Origin of the sequence: Galbitalea soli (genome assembly GCF_010686725.1) — a bacterium.
GTDB lineage: Bacteria > Actinomycetota > Actinomycetes > Actinomycetales > Microbacteriaceae > Galbitalea > Galbitalea soli.
Genome location: NZ_JAAGWZ010000001.1, coordinates 175,679 through 191,473, shown reverse-complemented (window position 1 = coordinate 191,473; position 15,795 = coordinate 175,679). Strand labels below are relative to the sequence as shown.

Genomic DNA, 15,795 nt, shown 5'->3' with positions numbered 1-15,795 from the left:
GACGTGTGAGCGCCCCCGGGATCAGCGACGCCGCACCGCCTGCGCGCGGTAGGGCGACACCGTCGGATCGCCGTCGATCCAGAACCGCCAGGGGTAGTCCGCGGACCCGCCCGCGCCCGAGACCCCGGTGCGCGGACCGGTGCGGATGACCGACTCCGGTACCCCGCCCGGCACCCGGTCGAGCCGCACGCGCCCTCCCGTCAGGTCGGCACCGTCGTCCCCGAGCGTGATCCCGAGAGCCACGCACAGCCGAGCCGGTCCGCGAGCGAGGTCGGCGGTCATCCGACTGGTCGTCCGTCGCTCGCGGGCGAGCTCGACGCCCTCGACCACCTCACCCGCGCGCAGGAGAACCGCGGAGGCGACGCCCTGAGGCGAGCACACGACGTTGGCGCAGACGTGCATGCCGTAGCTGAAATAGGCGTACAGGTGCCCGGGCTCGCCGAACATGACGCGCGTGCGCGGTGTCTCGCCGCGGAACGCGTGCGAACCCGGGTCGAGCTCGCCGAGGTAGGCCTCCACCTCGGTCAGCCGTACCGTCACGCCGTTCGCGCTCAGGCGCGCGCCGAGGAGGAGCGGCGCCACCTGCACCGACGGCGCCGCCAACACCGCCCGGAGCGCCGCCGGATCAGAAGAGGTGGGTGCCACTCGAGATGAACACCACGATCGCGATGACCAGCAGCACCGCTGCGACACCGTAGATGCTCCACTGCACGATCTTCTGGGTGCGGGTCTGCGGCGGTCGTTCGGGACGGTTCTTTCCCTGAAGCGTCATCGGGCCTTCTCCTCGAGGTCGCGAACACGGTGGGTGAGCTGCGCGAGCTGCTCGGCGACGCGCTGCGGTGCGGTGCCGCCCGGGCTCGAACGCGCGGCGAGGGACCCCTCGACCGTGAGCGCCGACCGCACCTCGCCACGCAGGCGGGCGGAGACGCTCGCGTACTGCTCATCGCTGGGCTCGTCGAGTTCGAGCCCGTTCGCTTCGCAGAACCGGACGAGCGCGCCGCTGATTTCGTGTGCCTCTCGGAATGGCACTCCGTCGCGCACGAGCCAGTCGGCCACGTCGGTCGCGAGCGAGAACCCGGCGGGAGCCAGTTCGGCCATTCGCGCGGTGTCGAACTGCAGGGTCGTGACCATGCCCGTGAACGCCGGCAGCAGAACCTCCAGCTGCGTCACGGAGTCGAAGATCGGCTCCTTGTCCTCCTGCAGATCGCGGTTGTAGGCGAGCGGCAGCCCCTTGAGCGTCGCGAGCAGGCCGGTGAGGTTGCCGATCAGCCGCCCCGCCTTGCCGCGTGCAAGCTCGGCGATATCCGGGTTCTTCTTCTGCGGCATGATCGACGAGCCGGTGGAGTAGGCGTCGTGAAGACGGATGAACCCGAACTCCTTGGTGGCCCAGATGATGATGTCCTCGGCGAAGCGGGAGAGGTCGATACCCAACTGCGCGGTGATGAACGCGAATTCGGCCACGACATCCCTGCTCGCGGTCGCGTCAAGCGAGTTCTCGCTCGGCCGGTCGAGTCCGAGCTCACGGGCGACGAGGGCGACATCGAGCCCGAAGCCGTTTCCGGCGAGCGCTCCCCCGCCGTACGGTGAGGCGGATGCCCGTACGCGCCAGTCGCGGATCCGCTCGAGCGACCGCACGAGCGGCCAGGCGTGCGCGAGAAGGTGGTGCGCGAGGAGAACCGGCTGCGCGTGCTGCATGTGGGTGCGCCCCGGCATCGCCGCCTCGCCCGCTTCCTCCGCTTGGGCGGCGATGGCGTCGATGAGCTGGATCACCCGATGCGAGATCGTGGCCGCGTGGTCGATGAGGTACAGCCGGATGAGCGTCGCGATCTGATCGTTACGGCTGCGCCCGGCGCGCAGCTTGCCACCGAGCTCGGCCCCCGCGATCTCCACGAGGCCCCGCTCGAGCGCGAAATGCACGTCTTCGTCGGACTCGAGCGCGACGAACGCGCCGCTGTCGATGCGGGCCCGCAGTTCGTCGAGCGCGGCGCGCATGCGCTCCTCTTCGCCGGCGGTGAGGTACCCGGCCGCCGCGAGCGCGCGAGCGTGCGCCTTCGAGCCGGCGATGTCGTAGGGATACAGCTGCCAGTCGAACTGGGTCGACTTGCTCAGCGCCGCCAGCTCAGTCGACGGGCCGTCGGCGAAGCGGGCGCCCCAGAGGGCGCCTTTCGCCGACGATCCACCGGAGGAGTGATCGGGAGTGGACAGGGTCACTCCCCCGCCAGGTCCCGCCGCGCCGAGATCTTGCTCGGCAGCGACCAGATCTCGATGAAGCCCTTCGACAGCGACTGGTCGAAGGTGTCCCCGGTGTCATAGGTCGCCAGGCTGAAGTCGTAGAGGCTCTGTTCGCTGCGACGGCCGGTCACGACCGCGCGGCCTCCCTGGAGCGACAGACGGATCTCACCCGAGACGTACTTCTGCGTGTCGTCGATGAAGACGTCCAGCGATCGCTTCAGTCCCGAGTACCAGAGTCCGTCGTAGACCAGATTGGCCCACTCGGACTCGATCCCGCGCTTGAAGCGGCCGAGGTCGCGTTCGAGCGTGAGGCTCTCCAGCTCCTCGTGAGCGGCGATCAGGGCGATCGCCGCGGGTGCTTCGTAGACCTCGCGGCTCTTGATGCCGACGAGGCGGTCTTCGACGACGTCGATGCGCCCGACGCCGTGACGGCCGGCGAGCTCGTTCATCTTCTCGACGATTTGCAGCGGGCTGTAGGCGACACCATCGATCGCGGTGGGGATGCCCTCCGTGAAGGTGATCGTGATCTCGTCGGCCTCGCGCGCGATCGCCGGATCCTGGGTGTACTCGTAGAGGTCTTCGATGGGTGCGTTCCAGGGATCCTCCAGGAACCCGGTCTCGACGGCGCGACCCCACACGTTCTTGTCGATCGAATAGGGGTTCTTCGCGCTCTGTCGAATCGGCAGATTGTGCTGCTCCGCGTAGACGATCGCCTTGTCGCGGGTCAGCGCGAGGTCCCGCACCGGCGCGATGCTCGACAGCTCGGGCGCGAGGGCCGCGACCGCGGCCTCGAACCGCACCTGGTCGTTGCCCTTGCCGGTGCAGCCGTGCGCGACCGAGTCGGCGCCGAGCTCTTTGGCGACTCGCGCGAGGTGTCGCGCGATGACGGGGCGACTGAGCGCCGAGACCAGCGGGTAGCGCTTCTGGTAGAGAGCGTTCGCCTTGAGTGCCGGCATGAGGTAGTCGGAGGCGAACTCGTCCTTCGCGTCGACCACGACCGCCTCGACCGCCCCGCAGTCGAGTGCGCGCTGGCGGATGTCCTCCATGTCTTCGCCACCCTGGCCGACGTCGACGGCGAGGGCCACGACCTCCTTGCCCGTGGCATCCTTCAGCCAGCCGATGCCGACGGAAGTGTCGAGTCCGCCCGAATAGGCGAGGACAACGCGCTCAGTCATGTTTCTCCTTGTCGTGATGCGTCAAAGTTTATTGGGGGTCAGTCCTGGTCGAGGATCCAGGCCATGAGGGCCTTCTGCGCGTGCAGACGATTCTCGGCCTCATCCCAGATCACGCTCTGCGGACCGTCGATGACCTCGGCGGTGACCTCGAAGCCGCGATCGGCGGGCAGACAGTGCAGGAAGAGCGCGTCGGGCTTCGCCAGCGCCATGAGCTCGGTGGTGACCTGGTACTGGCCGAACCGGGTGAGTCGCTCCGCCTTCTCGTCTTCCTTGCCCATCGAGACCCAGGTGTCGGTCACGACGACATCGGCGCCCGCGACCGACTCGATCGGGTCGGTGAACAGGACGACCGAGCCACCGGTGCGCGCCGCGATCGCATCGGCGTCGGCCACGACGGCGTCATCCGGCGCGTAGTCGGCCGGCGAAGCCACCCGAACGTGGATCCCCGCTACGGCGCAGGCGAGCACGTAGGACTGCGCCATGTTGCTGCGACCGTCGCCGAGGAAGGTCACGGTCAATCCCGCGAGCTCACCGCGGTGCTCGCGGATGGTGAGGAGATCGGCGAGCAGCTGGCAGGGGTGGAAGTCATCGCTCAGCGCGTTGATGACGGGCACCGTCGTTCCCCGCGCCATCTCCTCCAAACCCGATTGGGCGTAGGTGCGCCACACGATCGCGGCGACCTGACGCTCGAGCACGCGCGCGGTATCGGAGGCCGTCTCCTTGCCACCCAGTTGGCTGTTCGCCGTCGAGATGATGAGCGGGTTGCCGCCGAGGTCGGCGATGCCGACCGCGAAACTCACGCGCGTGCGGGTCGACGACTTGTCGAAGATCACCGCGACGGTCTGCGGGCCGGCGAGCGGCTTCGTGCCGAAACGGTCCTTCTTGAGGGTCTCCGCGAGATCGAGGATCGCCCTCTGCTCCTCGGGCGTCACATCGTCGTCGCGTAAGAAGTGCCGGGTCATGCTGCTCCCTCCAGAGCCTTCGAGAACAGGGTGGTGAACTCCGCGATCTCGTCGTCGCCCACGATGAGAGGCGGCGCGAGCCGGATACTGGTGTCGTTCGCGGCGTTGACGATGAGCCCCAGCTCGAGTGCGGCGTCGGAAACGCGCTGCGCCACGGGCGCCGACAGGCCGACGCCGAGAAGCAGGCCCGCCCCCCGCACCTCGGCGATCAGCGGCGAGTTCATGGCGGCCAGCGCACTCCGGAGCTGCTGCCCACGCACGACGGCGTTCTGGATGAGCCCCGCGCGCTCGATCTCGCCGAGCACCGCGTTGGCCGCGGCGGTCGCGAGCGGATTCCCGCCGAAGGTGCTGCCGTGCTGACCGCGCTGGAAGAGCTCGGATGCCCAGCCGAAGGTGACCAGCGCGCCGATCGGAACTCCGCCCGCAATGCCCTTCGCGACCGCGATCGCATCCGGCTGGATCCCTGAGCGCATGAAGGAGAACCACTCCCCCGTGCGCCCCACTCCCGTCTGGATCTCATCGAGGATGAGCAGAACGCCGTGCTGCGCCGTGAGCTCGCGCGCGGCCTGGAGATAGCCCTCCGGCAGTTCGACGACGCCCGCTTCGCCCTTGATCGGCTCAACCACGAGTGCGGCGACGGTGTCGTCGATCGCGGCCTCGAGCGCGGCGATCGTGGAGTCGATGTGCTCGACACCCGGCAGGAGCGGCTCGAAGGCCTCCCGCAGGGCAGGCTTGCCGGTGAGCGACAGCGACCCCATCGTGCGCCCGTGGAACGCGTTGTGAAGAGCGACGATGCGCGTGCGCCCCTTGTTGAGCCGGGCGAGCTTGATCGCCGCCTCGATCGCCTCCGCGCCCGAGTTGCCGAAGAAGACGCGGCCCGCCTCCCCCGCGCCCGAAATGCGGCGCAGGCGTTCGGCGAGCTCGATCTGCGAGGGGGTCGCGAAGTAGTTGGACACGTGCGCGAGCGTCGCGACCTGGCGGCTCACCGCCTCGACGAGGACCGGGTGGGCGTGGCCGAGTGCGTTGACGGCGATGCCGGCCAGGAAGTCGAGGTACCGGGTGCCCTCGCTGTCCCAGACGTAGCAGCCCTCGCCGCGCACCAGCTGCCGGCTGGGGGGAGGCGCCGAGCCCATCATCGCCTGGGCGAACCGGTCATTCCATGTGGTCATGCGGCGACTACCTCTGTTCCAATTCCCTGCTGCGTGAAGATCTCGAGCAGGATCGAGTGCGGGATGCGGCCGTCGATGATGGCGGCCTTCTCGACGCCGCCCTCCACCGCTTCGAGGCACGCGGCCATCTTGGGGATCATTCCCGATTCGAGCGTCGGCAAGAGCTCCGTCAATTCGGCGGCGGTGAGGTGGGAGACGAGCGAATCCCGCCGCGGCCAGTCGCTGTACAGCCCCGCGACGTCGGTGAGCACGACGAGCTTCGCCGCCTCGAGGGCCACAGCGAGCGCGGCGGCCGCGGAGTCGGCGTTCACGTTCAGCACGCTGCCGGGGGCGTCGAGGTCGGGTGCCACCGACGCGATGACCGGGATGAAGCCGTCGTCCAGCACCTCGAGCACGATCGCCGGATCGACCTCGACGACATCGCCGACGAGACCGAGATCGACCTCGACCCCGTCGACGAGCACGCCGCGCCGCCGGCCGCCGAAGAGCTCCTGGGTCTCGCCCGACAGCCCCACGCCGAAGGCGCCGTGCTCGTTGATGAGCTCCACGAGCTCGGAGTTGACCTGCGTGGCCAGCACCTCGCGCACGACCGCCATCGCCTCCGGTGTCGTCACGCGGTAGCCGCCGCGGAACTCACTCGCGATCCCGCGGCGCGCGAGCTCGGCCGAGATCTGCGGGCCGCCCCCGTGCACGACCACCGGCCGGATGCCCGCGTGACGGAGGTAGACCATGTCGGCGGCGAAGTCACGCTTGAGCTGGTCATCCACCATGGCATTGCCCCCGAACTTGACGACCATGATCGATCCGGCGAAGCGCTTGAGCCACGGGAGGGACTCGATGAGCACCTGGGCCTTCGCGGCGGCATCGAGGTCGCTGAGGGGCATCGTCATGAGGAGTAGGCGCTGTTCTCGTGAACGTAGTCGTGGGTGAGGTCGTTGGTGAGGATCGTCGCGGTCGCGGCCCCCGACTTGAGATCGATCAGCAGGTGCACGCGCCGGGGCGACAGGTCGACGAGTTCGCGCGAGTCGCCCGGTTCGCCACTCCGACAGACCATGACCCCGTTGATCGATACGTCGATCGCGTAGGGGTCGAACTCGGCGGCCGTCGTGCCCACGGCCGCGAGCACCCGGCCCCAGTTGGGGTCGTTGCCGAATACCGCGGCCTTGAAGAGGTTGTTGCGGGCGACGGCACGGCCGACCTCGACGGCGTCATCCTCATTCGCCGCACCGACCGTCTCGATGACGATGTCGTGACTCGCGCCCTCGGCGTCGGCCTGAAGCTGCGCGGCGAGATCGGCGCACACCGCGGTCAGCGCGGCGGCGAACTCCTCCGGGTCGGGAGAGATTCCGGATGCGCCGCTCGCCAGCAGAGAGACCTGGTCGTTGGTCGACATGCAGCCGTCGGAGTCGAGGCGGTCGAAGGTCACCCGAGTGGCGCGCCGGAGGCCGGCATCGAGGAGGTCGGACGGCAGGTCGGCGTCGGTCGTGATGACGACGAGCATCGTCGCAAGGCCGGGCGCGAGCATCCCCGCCCCCTTCGCCATGGCACCGATCGACCAGCCGGCGCCCTCGTGCACCGCGCGCTTGGGTCGTGAATCCGTCGTCATGATGGCGAGCGAGGCGTCCTCCCCGCCCGTCGCACTGAGCTCGGCCGCGCACACCCCGGCCAGGATCGTGTCGAGCGGGAGCTGGTCGCCGATCAGCCCGGTCGAGCACACGAGCACATCGCCCGCCGAGACCCCCAGCTTGAGACCGACCGCCTCGGCCGTGGCGTGAGTCACTTGGAAGCCCGCCGCCCCCGTGTAGCAATTGGCGCCACCGGAGTTGAGCACGATCGCGCCCACGATGCCGTCGGCGATGACCTGCTGCGACCAGATGATCGGGTTGGCCTTCGCCCGATTGCTGGTGAAGACGACCGCCGCCGCCATGGAGGGGCCGAGATTGTGCACGATGGCGAGGTCTTTGCCGCCGCTCTTCTTGAGGCCGATCTCCAGGCCCGCCGCGGCGAACCCCTTCGGATGGGTGACGCTCACGGGGCGACTCCGTTCACTGAGAGGCCGAGCGTCTCGGGGAGACCGAGCGCGATGTTGGCCGACTGGATGGCGGCACCCGCGGTGCCCTTCACGAGGTTGTCGATCGCCGTGATCGTGACGAGCCGGCCCGCGGCCTCGTCGATGGCCACGCCGATCAGGGCGGTGTTCGCACCGATCGTGTCGGCGACCCGGGGGAACTGTCCCTGCGGCAGGAGGTGCACGAAGGGTTCGTCGCCGTAGGCGTCCTCATAGGCATCCCGCACCGACACGAGGGTCGCGCCGGGCGCGAGCGGTGCGGTCGAGGTGGCGAGGATGCCGCGAGACATCGGCACGAGCATGGGGGTGAACGACACGCTCACATCGCCGCCGCCCGCGACCGCGAGGTTCTGCCGGATCTCGGGGACGTGGCGATGGGTGCCGCCGACGGCGTAGGCCGATGCCGAGCCCAGGATTTCGCTCGCGAGGTACTCGGTCTTGAGGGTCTTGCCGGCTCCGGACGGTCCGACCGCCAGCACCGCGACGATGTCCTGTGCGAATGCGAGGCCCGCACGGATGGCCGGGGCGAGTCCGAGCGTGATCGCGGTGACGTTGCATCCCGGCACCGCGATGCGCGTCGCGCCGGCGAGCAGCTCGCGCTGCGCTCCACCGCCCGCGTGGACCAGCTCGGGCAGACCGTAGGCCCACGCGCCGTGGTACTCGCCGCCGTAGAACGCGGCCCAGTCGCGCGCATCGGTGAGCCGGTGATCCGCGCCGCAGTCGATGACGAGGGCGCCACCACCCAGCTGCTCGGTGATCTCGCCCGACTTGCCGTGCGGCAGGGCCAGGAAGACGACGTCGTGTCCGGCGAGGTTCTCCGCGGTCGTGTCAACGAGGGTGAGGTGCGCGAGCGACCGCAGATGCGGCTGCACGCTGGCGAGCGGCTGACCGGCGTTCGCGTGGGCGGTCACCGTCGTGACGGTGAATTCGGGGTGGGAGGCGAGGATCCGCAGCACCTCACCACCGGCGTAGCCGCTGGCACCTGCCACGGCAACGGAGAGAGACATGGCTCTACCTTATTGATCGGAACGGACGAGATGACCGTGGGCGGCGACGCTCCGCACTGCCGGAACAGTGTGCTGACGAATCAGCGGCGGGCGTCGCCTACGATCGGCGCGCGCGGATGACCAGGCGGCGAAGCTCGCCCTGTCGCAGTCCGCGGATGTCCATGGCTCACACCCTACTCCGCGCAGCATTCGTGCGCCAATCGACGGATTGTTGCGCGGCGGGCCGAGCGTCGCACTACTCCCTGAGCACCGCGCCGTGACGGAGCTGTGCCAGCGCGACCGCGGCGTTCTTCGCCTCCGTCGCCTCGGCCTGCGTGAGCGTGCGATCGGGTGCACGGAACCGCAGGGCGAAGGTGAGCGACTTGTGACCCGGATGCACGCCCGCACCCCGATAGTCGTCGACGAGCGAGGCGTGCTCGAGCAGTGGGCCGGCCCCCTCGATCACGGTGTCGAGCACCTGACCGGCCGCCGTCTCGATCGGGATGATCAGCGACAGATCCTGCGTCGCCGCCGGCATCGCGACGATCGGGTGGGGCGTGACCTCGGCGGGTGCGGTCGCGATGAGCGCGTCGAGGTCGAGCTCGACGACGGCGACGACGCGTGGCAGATCGAGCTCCTGGGCGAGCGCGGGCAGCAACTCGCCCGCGACCCCGACCTCGACCTCGCCGACGAGCAACCGGGCGGTGCGCCCGGGGTGGAGTGCGGAGTGCTCGCCACGATCGACGGTGATGCGCGTGCCGAGGGCGGCGGCGATCTGGGAGACGGCGGCGAGGGCATCCGCGATGCCGCTCGGCACCGCCGGCTGGCCGGGCTGCTTGGTGATGGCATCGCCGAGGAACAGCGCCCCGACGTGCCAGTGCTGGGGCGGGATGCTCGCGTTCAGTGCGGCGAGAGCGGTGTCGCCCGGGTGCGCGCCACCCGCCGGGAGGGCCGCCGAGCCGTACCGCGCGCCCGGCTCCGGCTGGACGACGGTGCCGACCTCGAAGAGCGCGAGATCGGTGAGTCCGCGCGAGAGGTTGCGACGCGCGGTCTCGACGAGACCCGGCAGGAGGGTCGGGCGCAGGAGCGGTGCGGCCGCGTCGAGCGGATTGGCGAGCGCCACCGCGGGGAGCGGCGCGTCGGCGGCCGGCGAGAAGGCGTCCACCGTTCCCCGCGAGAGGAAGGGATAGCTGAGCACCTCGGTGAGACCGCCCGCGGCGAGCGCGGTGGAGAGCGAGCGACGCAGACGCTGTGCGCGGCTGAGACCCCGCCCGGGAGGGGCGACCGGCAGCACGGAGGGGATCCGCTCGTAGCCGACGATCCTGGCCACCTCCTCGGCGAGGGTCGCCGCGTCGGTCAGATCGGGCCGCCAACTGGGCGGAGTGACGGTGTAGCCGCCCGGAACCCGCTCGACCGTCGCACCGATCTCGGCGAGGGTGCCCTCGACCTCGGCTGCGGAGTAGTCGACGCCGATGAGGGCGGCGACGAAGCCGTCGCGCAACGACACCGACACGGGGGCCGATGCCTCGATCAGGGTCGAGCCGAGGTCGTCGGCGACTCCCCCGCCCAGGTCGACCAGCAGTTCGACGACTCGCGCTGCGGCGGCCGTGGCGACCAGTGGATCCACGCCGCGCTCGAACCGCTTCGACGCCTCGCTCGGCAGTTTGTGGCGGCGCGCCGACCGCGCGATCGAGACGGGGTCGAAGTTGGCGGCCTCGACGAGCACGTTCGTGGTCGAGGAACCGATCTCGGTGGACGCCCCGCCCATGACCCCGGCGAGGCCGATGGGACCTGAGTCGTCCGTGATGAGGAGGTCTTCGGGGTGCAGGGCGCGCACCTGATCGTCGAGAGTCGTCAGCGTCTCTCCCGGCCGCGCGCGCCGCACGGTGATGCCGCCACGGAGCCGGTCGAGGTCGTAGCCGTGGGTCGGCTGGCCCAGCTCCAGCATCACGTAGTTGGTGATGTCGACGACGAGGGAGATGGAGCGGATGCCCGCGAGAGCGAGGCGCGAGATCATCCAGGTCGGGGTGGCCAGACTCGGATCGATGCCGCGGACGACGCGCGTGACGAAGACGCTGCAGCCCACGCGCCCGCGGATCGGAGCGGCGTCGTCGACCGAGACGGCGAAGCCCCGGCCCTCGCGCGGCGGGACCCGCAATGCGGGATCGCGGAAGGCCGCGCCGGTGGAGTGCGAGTACTCGCGGGCCACACCGCGGAGCGAGAAGGCGTAGCCGCGGTCGGGGGTGACATTGATCTCGACCGCCACGTCATCGAGGCCGAGCAGGGCGAGGGCGTCGGTGCCGACGGCGGGGTCGAGGCCGAGCGAAGCGAGGCGGAGGATGCCGTCGTGCTCATCACCGAGCCCGAGCTCGCGAGCCGAGGCGATCATGCCATCGGAGACGTGACCGTAGGTCGTGCGCGCGGCGATCGGGAACGGGCCGGGCAGCACGGCGCCGGGCAGGCTGACCACGACCTTGTCGCCGACCACGAAGTTGTGCGCGCCGCAGACGATCCCTCGCGGCTCCGGCTCGCCCACATCTACCTGGCACCAGTTGATGGTCTTGCCATTGGACTGCGGCTCGGGAGTGAAGGCGAGCACCTGGCCGACGACGACCGGACCCGTGACACCGAAGCGGTGCACGTCCTCCTCCTCGAAGCCCACGGCGACGAGCGACGCGAGGATGTCCTCCGGCGTCGCCGCCTCGGGCAGGTCGACGTACTCGCGCAACCAACTGATCGGGACGCGCATCAGACCACCATTCCGAACTGCTGGCTGAACCGGATATCGCCCTCGACCATGTCTCTCATGTCATTCATCTCGTTGCGGAACTGGAGCGTGCGCTCGATCCCCATGCCGAAGGCGAAGCCCTGGAACTCCTCGGGATCGATCCCGGCGGAGCGCAGCACGTTCGCGTTGACCATCCCGCAGCCGCCCCACTCGACCCAGCGTGCGCCGCCCTTCGCGTTCGGCTGCCACACGTCCATCTCGGCGCTCGGCTCGGTGAAGGGGAAGTAGTTGGGCCGCAGGCGAATGCGGGCGTCCTCGCCGAACATCGCACGGGCGAGGTGCTCGAGCGTGCCGCGCAGGTGGGCCATCGTGAGTCCGCGATCGATCGCGAGACCCTCGATCTGGTGGAAGACGGGGGTGTGGGTCGCGTCGAGCTCGTCGGTGCGGAACACCCGGCCGGGCGCGACAACGTACACGGGCAGCGGGCGCTCGAGCAGCGACCGGATCTGCACGGGGCTCGTGTGGGTGCGGAGGAGCAGGTGCGACTCGACCGGATCGACGAAGAAGGTGTCCTGCATCGCGCGCGCGGGGTGATCCTCGTCGAAGTTCATGGCGTCGAAGTTGAACCACTCGTTCTCGAGCTCGGGGCCCTCCGCGACCTCCCAGCCCATCGCGACGAAGATGTCGCTCATCTGCTCCATGAGCAGGCTGAGCGGATGACGCGCACCCGCACGCCAGCGGGTCGCGACCGCCGTGACATCGAGCGCCTCCGCCGCGAGCCGGGCCGACTCCTCCGCCGCGACGAGCTCGCCCTCGCGCGCGGCGACCGCCTGGCCGACGCGCGCACGCGCCTGGCCGACGAGCTTGCCGAGGGCCGCCTTCTGCTCGGCCGGCACGGAGCGCAGGAGCGCGTTCAGCCGCGCGAGCGCCGAGGACTCCCCCGTGAACGCCGTGCGAGCCGCCTTCAGCTCGAGGGAGGTGGTGGCTGCGGCGATGGCCTGAAGCGCCGCCGTGACCGCCTCGTCGACAGCCTCTTCGGTGATGGAGATGGGATCTGACACGCCGCAAGTTTAGTCGAGCGCCTCAGGGCAGCCGTGCCGCCAGTGCGTCCACCCGCCGACCCAGCGCCGCCCGATCCCCCGCGTCGAGCCACGCGGCCTCGAGGGCGGTGCGAGTGAAGCGGAGCAGCTGGTCGGCACCGTAGCCGAGCGTCTCGTGCAGCACCCGGAAGTCGTTCGTGGCGTCGGTGCCGAACATGGGCGGGTCATCCGAATCGATCGTCACGGCGACCCCGGCGTCGACCATCGCGCGGATCGTCTCGTGCGTGCCGTCTCCGCTGCCCGAGTACCGCCCGATGTCGCTGCTCACCGGCGTGCAGGTGAAGGGCACGCGCTCGGCGACGACCCGCTCGAGGATGCGCTGATCCTGAATGACGTGGTAGCCGTGGTCGATGCGCTCGCAGCCGAGCGCGTCGAGAAGCACGGGAATGTGGGCGGGCGGGCCGGACTCCGAGTGCGCGGTGCGGTGCAGCCCCTTGCGCTTCGCGAACTGGAACACCTCGGCGAAGGGGTGCGGGGGACCCGCCGCCTCCTCGTAGTCGAGGCCGATGCCGATCACCTCGTCGCGACGGTGCTCGACCACCAGCTCGACGAGTTCGCGGGCCTCGGCCACGCTGTGCTCGCGGTGGATCGCCGGGATTATCCGGCACACGATGCCCGAGTCCGCCTCCGCGTCGGCGGCGCCGAGCAGAATCCCCTCGAGCATCGTCGGGTAATCGGCGAAGGCATGGGAGGCGGGACTCACGAACATCTCGCGGTAGAGCACGGTGTGACGGGCCGCCTCCATGAGCACCTCATAGCTCACGCGCCGGAAGTCATCGACCGTGCGAATGCACGAGCCGACGATGTCGTAGACCTCCAGGAACCGCCCCAGGTCTTCATAACTGGGGTGGTCGTAGAGAGTGTCGGCGCCGCGATCGTCGGGCAGTGCCACACCGTAGCGGCGGGCGAGCTCCACGGCGGTGCGCGCGTCGACCGAGCCGGTGAAGTGACAGTGCAGGCTGATTTTGGGAATCGAGCGCGCGAGCGACTCGGCAGCGGTGAGGTCGCTCACTCCGCGGCCTCCGGCTGCGCGACGTCTCCCCCACCGCGCGCGGCGCCCCCCTCGTGCTGCGCGAAGGCGCTCTCGTACAGGCAGACCGAGGCCGCGGTCGAGAGGTTCATCGACTCCGCTCTTCCGTAGATGGGCACGGCGAGGGCGCGGTCGGCCAGGGCGTAGTTCTCGTCGGTGAGTCCGCGCGCCTCGTTGCCGAAGAGCCAGGCGGTGGGGCGGGCGAGGAGGCCGTCGGCGCGGGCGCTGAGGAGGTCATCCCCCTTGATGTCGGCGGCGACCACCTGCAGCCCCGCGCCGTGCGCGCGCTCGATGACCGACTCGAGGTCGGCACCGATCGCGACCGGCAGATGGAACAGCGAGCCGGTCGTCGACCGCACCACCTTGGGGTTGTAGAGATCGACGCTGCGACCGGTGAGGATCACGCCATCCGCGCCCGCGGCGTCGGCCGCCCGGATGATCGTTCCCGCGTTCCCCGGATCGCGAACCTCTTCGAGGATGGCGATGAGGCGCGGAGAGCCCGCGAGGAGGTCTTTGACTGACGTGGGAAACTGCCGGCAGACCGCCACGATCCCCTGCGGCGTGACCGTGTCGGCCATGCTGTCGAGCACCTGCTCGGTGACGTATTCGACCTCGAGCCCGGCCTCCGCCGCGGCGCGGGCGATCGAGGGGTGACGATCGAGCGCGGTCGGCGTGCCGTACAGCTCGACGAGCAGTTCGGGGCGGAAGGCGAGCGCCTCGGAGACGGCCTGCGGGCCCTCGAGCAGGAACTGACGGGTCTGGGCGCGCGCGTCGCGCTTGGCGAGCTTGGCAACTCCCCGCACGCGCGGGGAGCGCGGATTGTCGATCATGAGGCCAGTGTAGGGGCGGCGCGGGGACGAAACCTCCGGCGCCGACCCCGCACAACGACGATCGCCCCGGCAGAGCTGCCGGGGCGATCGTGAAACGCGGTGTCGAGGCCTAGGCTGCGTCGACCTTGGGCGCGGAGGTGTCGGCCGGGAGGGCCGCCTTGGCGGTCGCCACGATCGACGCGAAGGTGGCCGGCTCGTTGACCGCGAGGTCGGCCAGGATGCGGCGGTCGACCTCGATGCCGGCCAGGTTCAGACCCTGGATCAGGCGGTTGTAGGTGAGGCCGTTCGCGCGCGACGCGGCGTTGATGCGCTGAATCCACAGGCGACGGAAGTCGCCCTTCTTCTGGCGGCGGTCACGGTACGCGTAGACGAGGGAGTGGGTGACCTGCTCCTTCGCCTTGCGGTACAGGCGCGAACGCTGGCCGCGGTAGCCCTCGGCGCGCTCGAGCGTGGTGCGACGCTTCTTGGCGGCGTTGACCGCCCTCTTTACTCTTGCCATTTCTCTGGTTTCCTAAATCTCTGAGCGTCTACTACTTGCCGAGGAGGCGCTTGATGGTCTTGGCGTCCTGCGGGGCGAGCACGACCTCACGGTTCAGTCGGCGAGTGAGCTCGCTCGACTTCTTCTCGAGGTTGTGACGCATGCCGGCGCCCTGCTTCATGACCTTGCCGGATCCGGTCAGCTTGAAACGCTTCTTGGCGCCCGAGTGGGTCTTCTGCTTAGGCATCTGTGTTGTCCTTCGTGTTGGTGGGTGCTGCAGCCGCGGGCGCCTGGGGCGCTGCCTCCGCGGGTGAAGTCTGGGGAGCGGCGGATGTGCGTGCCGGCTTGTTGGCGGCCCGTCGTGCCTCGGCCTCGGCCTTCGCCTCCGCCTTGTTCTTCAGCGGGCCGATGACCATGACCATGTTGCGACCGTCGATGGTGGGTGTTGACTCGACGGAGCCGAACTCCGCCACATCCTCGGCAAATCTCTGGAGCAGACGAACGCCCTGCTCGGGTCGGGACTGCTCGCGGCCACGGAACAGGATCATTGCCTTGACCTTGTCGCCCGCCTGGAGGAATCCCTCTGCGCGCTTGCGCTTCGTCTCGTAGTCGTGCTTGTCGATCTTGAGGCGGAAACGGACCTCCTTGAGGATCGTGTTCGCCTGGTTGCGCCGGGCCTCTTTCGCCTTCTGCGCCGTCTCGTACTTGAACTTTCCGAAGTCCATGATCTTCGCGACGGGTGGCTTGGAATTGGGAGCTACCTCGACCAAATCCAGATCGGCCTCCTGGGCCAGTCGCAAGGCGTCTTCGATGCGGACGACACCGACCTGCTCGCCATTGGGGCCAACAAGACGGACCTCCGGAACGCGGATTCGGTCATTGGTACGGGGATCGCTGATGCGTTTCTCTCTTTCGGTGGGTGATGACCGGCCGGGAACGAACGCGGATGCGGTCGTGCTCGCGAAAGAGAGGATTCCGTGCGGCGAACCGCACCACACCCTGGCTACCATCACCGGCCGAGGCCGGCCTGCCTTGCG

Annotated in this window: 16 protein-coding genes; all 16 read right to left on the bottom strand. The window is 69.5% G+C overall.

The window, feature by feature from the left end; genetic code table 11:
* Positions 1-21 precede the first annotated feature (21 nt).
* The gene (locus G3T37_RS00880; RefSeq protein ID WP_163471597.1) at positions 22-645 is read right to left on the bottom strand and encodes a DNA-3-methyladenine glycosylase; all 624 of its coding nucleotides are present in this window, start codon (positions 643-645) and stop codon (positions 22-24) included.
* On the bottom strand, positions 626-772 hold the full coding sequence (locus tag G3T37_RS00875) for a hypothetical protein (RefSeq protein WP_163471596.1): 147 nt from the start codon (positions 770-772) through the stop codon (positions 626-628). The genes G3T37_RS00880 and G3T37_RS00875 overlap by 20 nt, the downstream gene beginning before the upstream one ends.
* Complete coding sequence (gene argH, locus G3T37_RS00870) at positions 769-2,211, bottom strand: argininosuccinate lyase (RefSeq protein WP_163471595.1); 1,443 nt, start codon at positions 2,209-2,211, stop codon at positions 769-771. Before argH ends, G3T37_RS00875 begins: the two co-directional genes overlap by 4 nt.
* Positions 2,208-3,407 (bottom strand): argininosuccinate synthase, encoded by a 1,200-nt coding sequence (locus G3T37_RS00865; RefSeq protein ID WP_163471593.1) that lies wholly within the window; start codon positions 3,405-3,407, stop codon positions 2,208-2,210. Before G3T37_RS00865 ends, argH begins: the two co-directional genes overlap by 4 nt.
* A gap of 38 nt (positions 3,408-3,445) precedes the next feature.
* A complete protein-coding gene (gene argF / locus G3T37_RS00860) occupies positions 3,446-4,369 on the bottom strand; it encodes an ornithine carbamoyltransferase (RefSeq protein WP_163471591.1) in 924 nt (307 codons plus the stop codon).
* A complete protein-coding gene (locus tag G3T37_RS00855; protein ID WP_163471589.1) occupies positions 4,366-5,538 on the bottom strand; it encodes an acetylornithine transaminase in 1,173 nt (390 codons plus the stop codon). The genes argF and G3T37_RS00855 overlap by 4 nt, the downstream gene beginning before the upstream one ends.
* Positions 5,535-6,428: an acetylglutamate kinase gene (gene argB, locus G3T37_RS00850; RefSeq protein WP_163471587.1), complete on the bottom strand. Its 894-nt coding sequence runs from the start codon at positions 6,426-6,428 to the stop codon at positions 5,535-5,537. The genes G3T37_RS00855 and argB overlap by 4 nt, the downstream gene beginning before the upstream one ends.
* A complete protein-coding gene (argJ, locus tag G3T37_RS00845; RefSeq protein WP_163471585.1) occupies positions 6,425-7,570 on the bottom strand; it encodes a bifunctional glutamate N-acetyltransferase/amino-acid acetyltransferase ArgJ in 1,146 nt (381 codons plus the stop codon). Before argJ ends, argB begins: the two co-directional genes overlap by 4 nt.
* Positions 7,567-8,613: an N-acetyl-gamma-glutamyl-phosphate reductase gene (argC, locus tag G3T37_RS00840; protein ID WP_163471583.1), complete on the bottom strand. Its 1,047-nt coding sequence runs from the start codon at positions 8,611-8,613 to the stop codon at positions 7,567-7,569. Before argC ends, argJ begins: the two co-directional genes overlap by 4 nt.
* 235 nt (positions 8,614-8,848) lie before the next feature.
* Positions 8,849-11,341 carry a phenylalanine--tRNA ligase subunit beta gene (gene pheT / locus G3T37_RS00835; protein WP_163471581.1) on the bottom strand — a complete coding sequence of 831 codons (2,493 nt, stop codon included), beginning with the start codon at positions 11,339-11,341 and terminating at the stop codon, positions 8,849-8,851.
* A complete protein-coding gene (gene pheS, locus G3T37_RS00830; RefSeq protein WP_163471579.1) occupies positions 11,341-12,381 on the bottom strand; it encodes a phenylalanine--tRNA ligase subunit alpha in 1,041 nt (346 codons plus the stop codon). Before pheS ends, pheT begins: the two co-directional genes overlap by 1 nt.
* 22 nt (positions 12,382-12,403) lie before the next feature.
* On the bottom strand, positions 12,404-13,432 hold the full coding sequence (add, locus tag G3T37_RS00825; protein WP_163471577.1) for an adenosine deaminase: 1,029 nt from the start codon (positions 13,430-13,432) through the stop codon (positions 12,404-12,406).
* Positions 13,429-14,280 (bottom strand): TrmH family RNA methyltransferase, encoded by an 852-nt coding sequence (locus tag G3T37_RS00820; RefSeq protein WP_163471575.1) that lies wholly within the window; start codon positions 14,278-14,280, stop codon positions 13,429-13,431. The genes add and G3T37_RS00820 overlap by 4 nt, the downstream gene beginning before the upstream one ends.
* 109 nt (positions 14,281-14,389) lie before the next feature.
* Positions 14,390-14,779, bottom strand: coding sequence for a 50S ribosomal protein L20 (rplT, locus tag G3T37_RS00815; RefSeq protein ID WP_163471573.1), 390 nt, complete (start codon positions 14,777-14,779; stop codon positions 14,390-14,392).
* 31 nt (positions 14,780-14,810) lie between these two features.
* A complete protein-coding gene (gene rpmI / locus G3T37_RS00810; protein ID WP_163471571.1) occupies positions 14,811-15,005 on the bottom strand; it encodes a 50S ribosomal protein L35 in 195 nt (64 codons plus the stop codon).
* On the bottom strand, positions 14,998-15,657 hold the full coding sequence (infC, locus tag G3T37_RS00805; RefSeq protein ID WP_163472536.1) for a translation initiation factor IF-3: 660 nt from the start codon (positions 15,655-15,657) through the stop codon (positions 14,998-15,000). Before infC ends, rpmI begins: the two co-directional genes overlap by 8 nt.
* Positions 15,658-15,795 lie beyond the last annotated feature (138 nt).

Excerpts from the sequence above, each read along its gene's own strand:
- G3T37_RS00875 (WP_163471596.1), bottom strand. The coding sequence starts at position 772 with ATGACGCTTCAGGGAAAGAACCGTCCCGAACGACCGCCGCAGACCCGC.
- pheT (WP_163471581.1), bottom strand. The coding sequence starts at position 11,341 with ATGCGCGTCCCGATCAGTTGGTTGCGCGAGTACGTCGACCTGCCCGAG.
- argB (WP_163471587.1), bottom strand. The coding sequence starts at position 6,428 with ATGACGATGCCCCTCAGCGACCTCGATGCCGCCGCGAAGGCCCAGGTG.
- argF (WP_163471591.1), bottom strand. The coding sequence starts at position 4,369 with ATGACCCGGCACTTCTTACGCGACGACGATGTGACGCCCGAGGAGCAG.
- rplT (WP_163471573.1), bottom strand. The coding sequence starts at position 14,779 with ATGGCAAGAGTAAAGAGGGCGGTCAACGCCGCCAAGAAGCGTCGCACC.
- rpmI (WP_163471571.1), bottom strand. The coding sequence starts at position 15,005 with ATGCCTAAGCAGAAGACCCACTCGGGCGCCAAGAAGCGTTTCAAGCTG.
- G3T37_RS00865 (WP_163471593.1), bottom strand. The coding sequence starts at position 3,407 with ATGACTGAGCGCGTTGTCCTCGCCTATTCGGGCGGACTCGACACTTCC.
- G3T37_RS00855 (WP_163471589.1), bottom strand. The coding sequence starts at position 5,538 with ATGACCACATGGAATGACCGGTTCGCCCAGGCGATGATGGGCTCGGCG.
- G3T37_RS00820 (WP_163471575.1), bottom strand. The coding sequence starts at position 14,280 with ATGATCGACAATCCGCGCTCCCCGCGCGTGCGGGGAGTTGCCAAGCTC.
- argC (WP_163471583.1), bottom strand. The coding sequence starts at position 8,613 with ATGTCTCTCTCCGTTGCCGTGGCAGGTGCCAGCGGCTACGCCGGTGGT.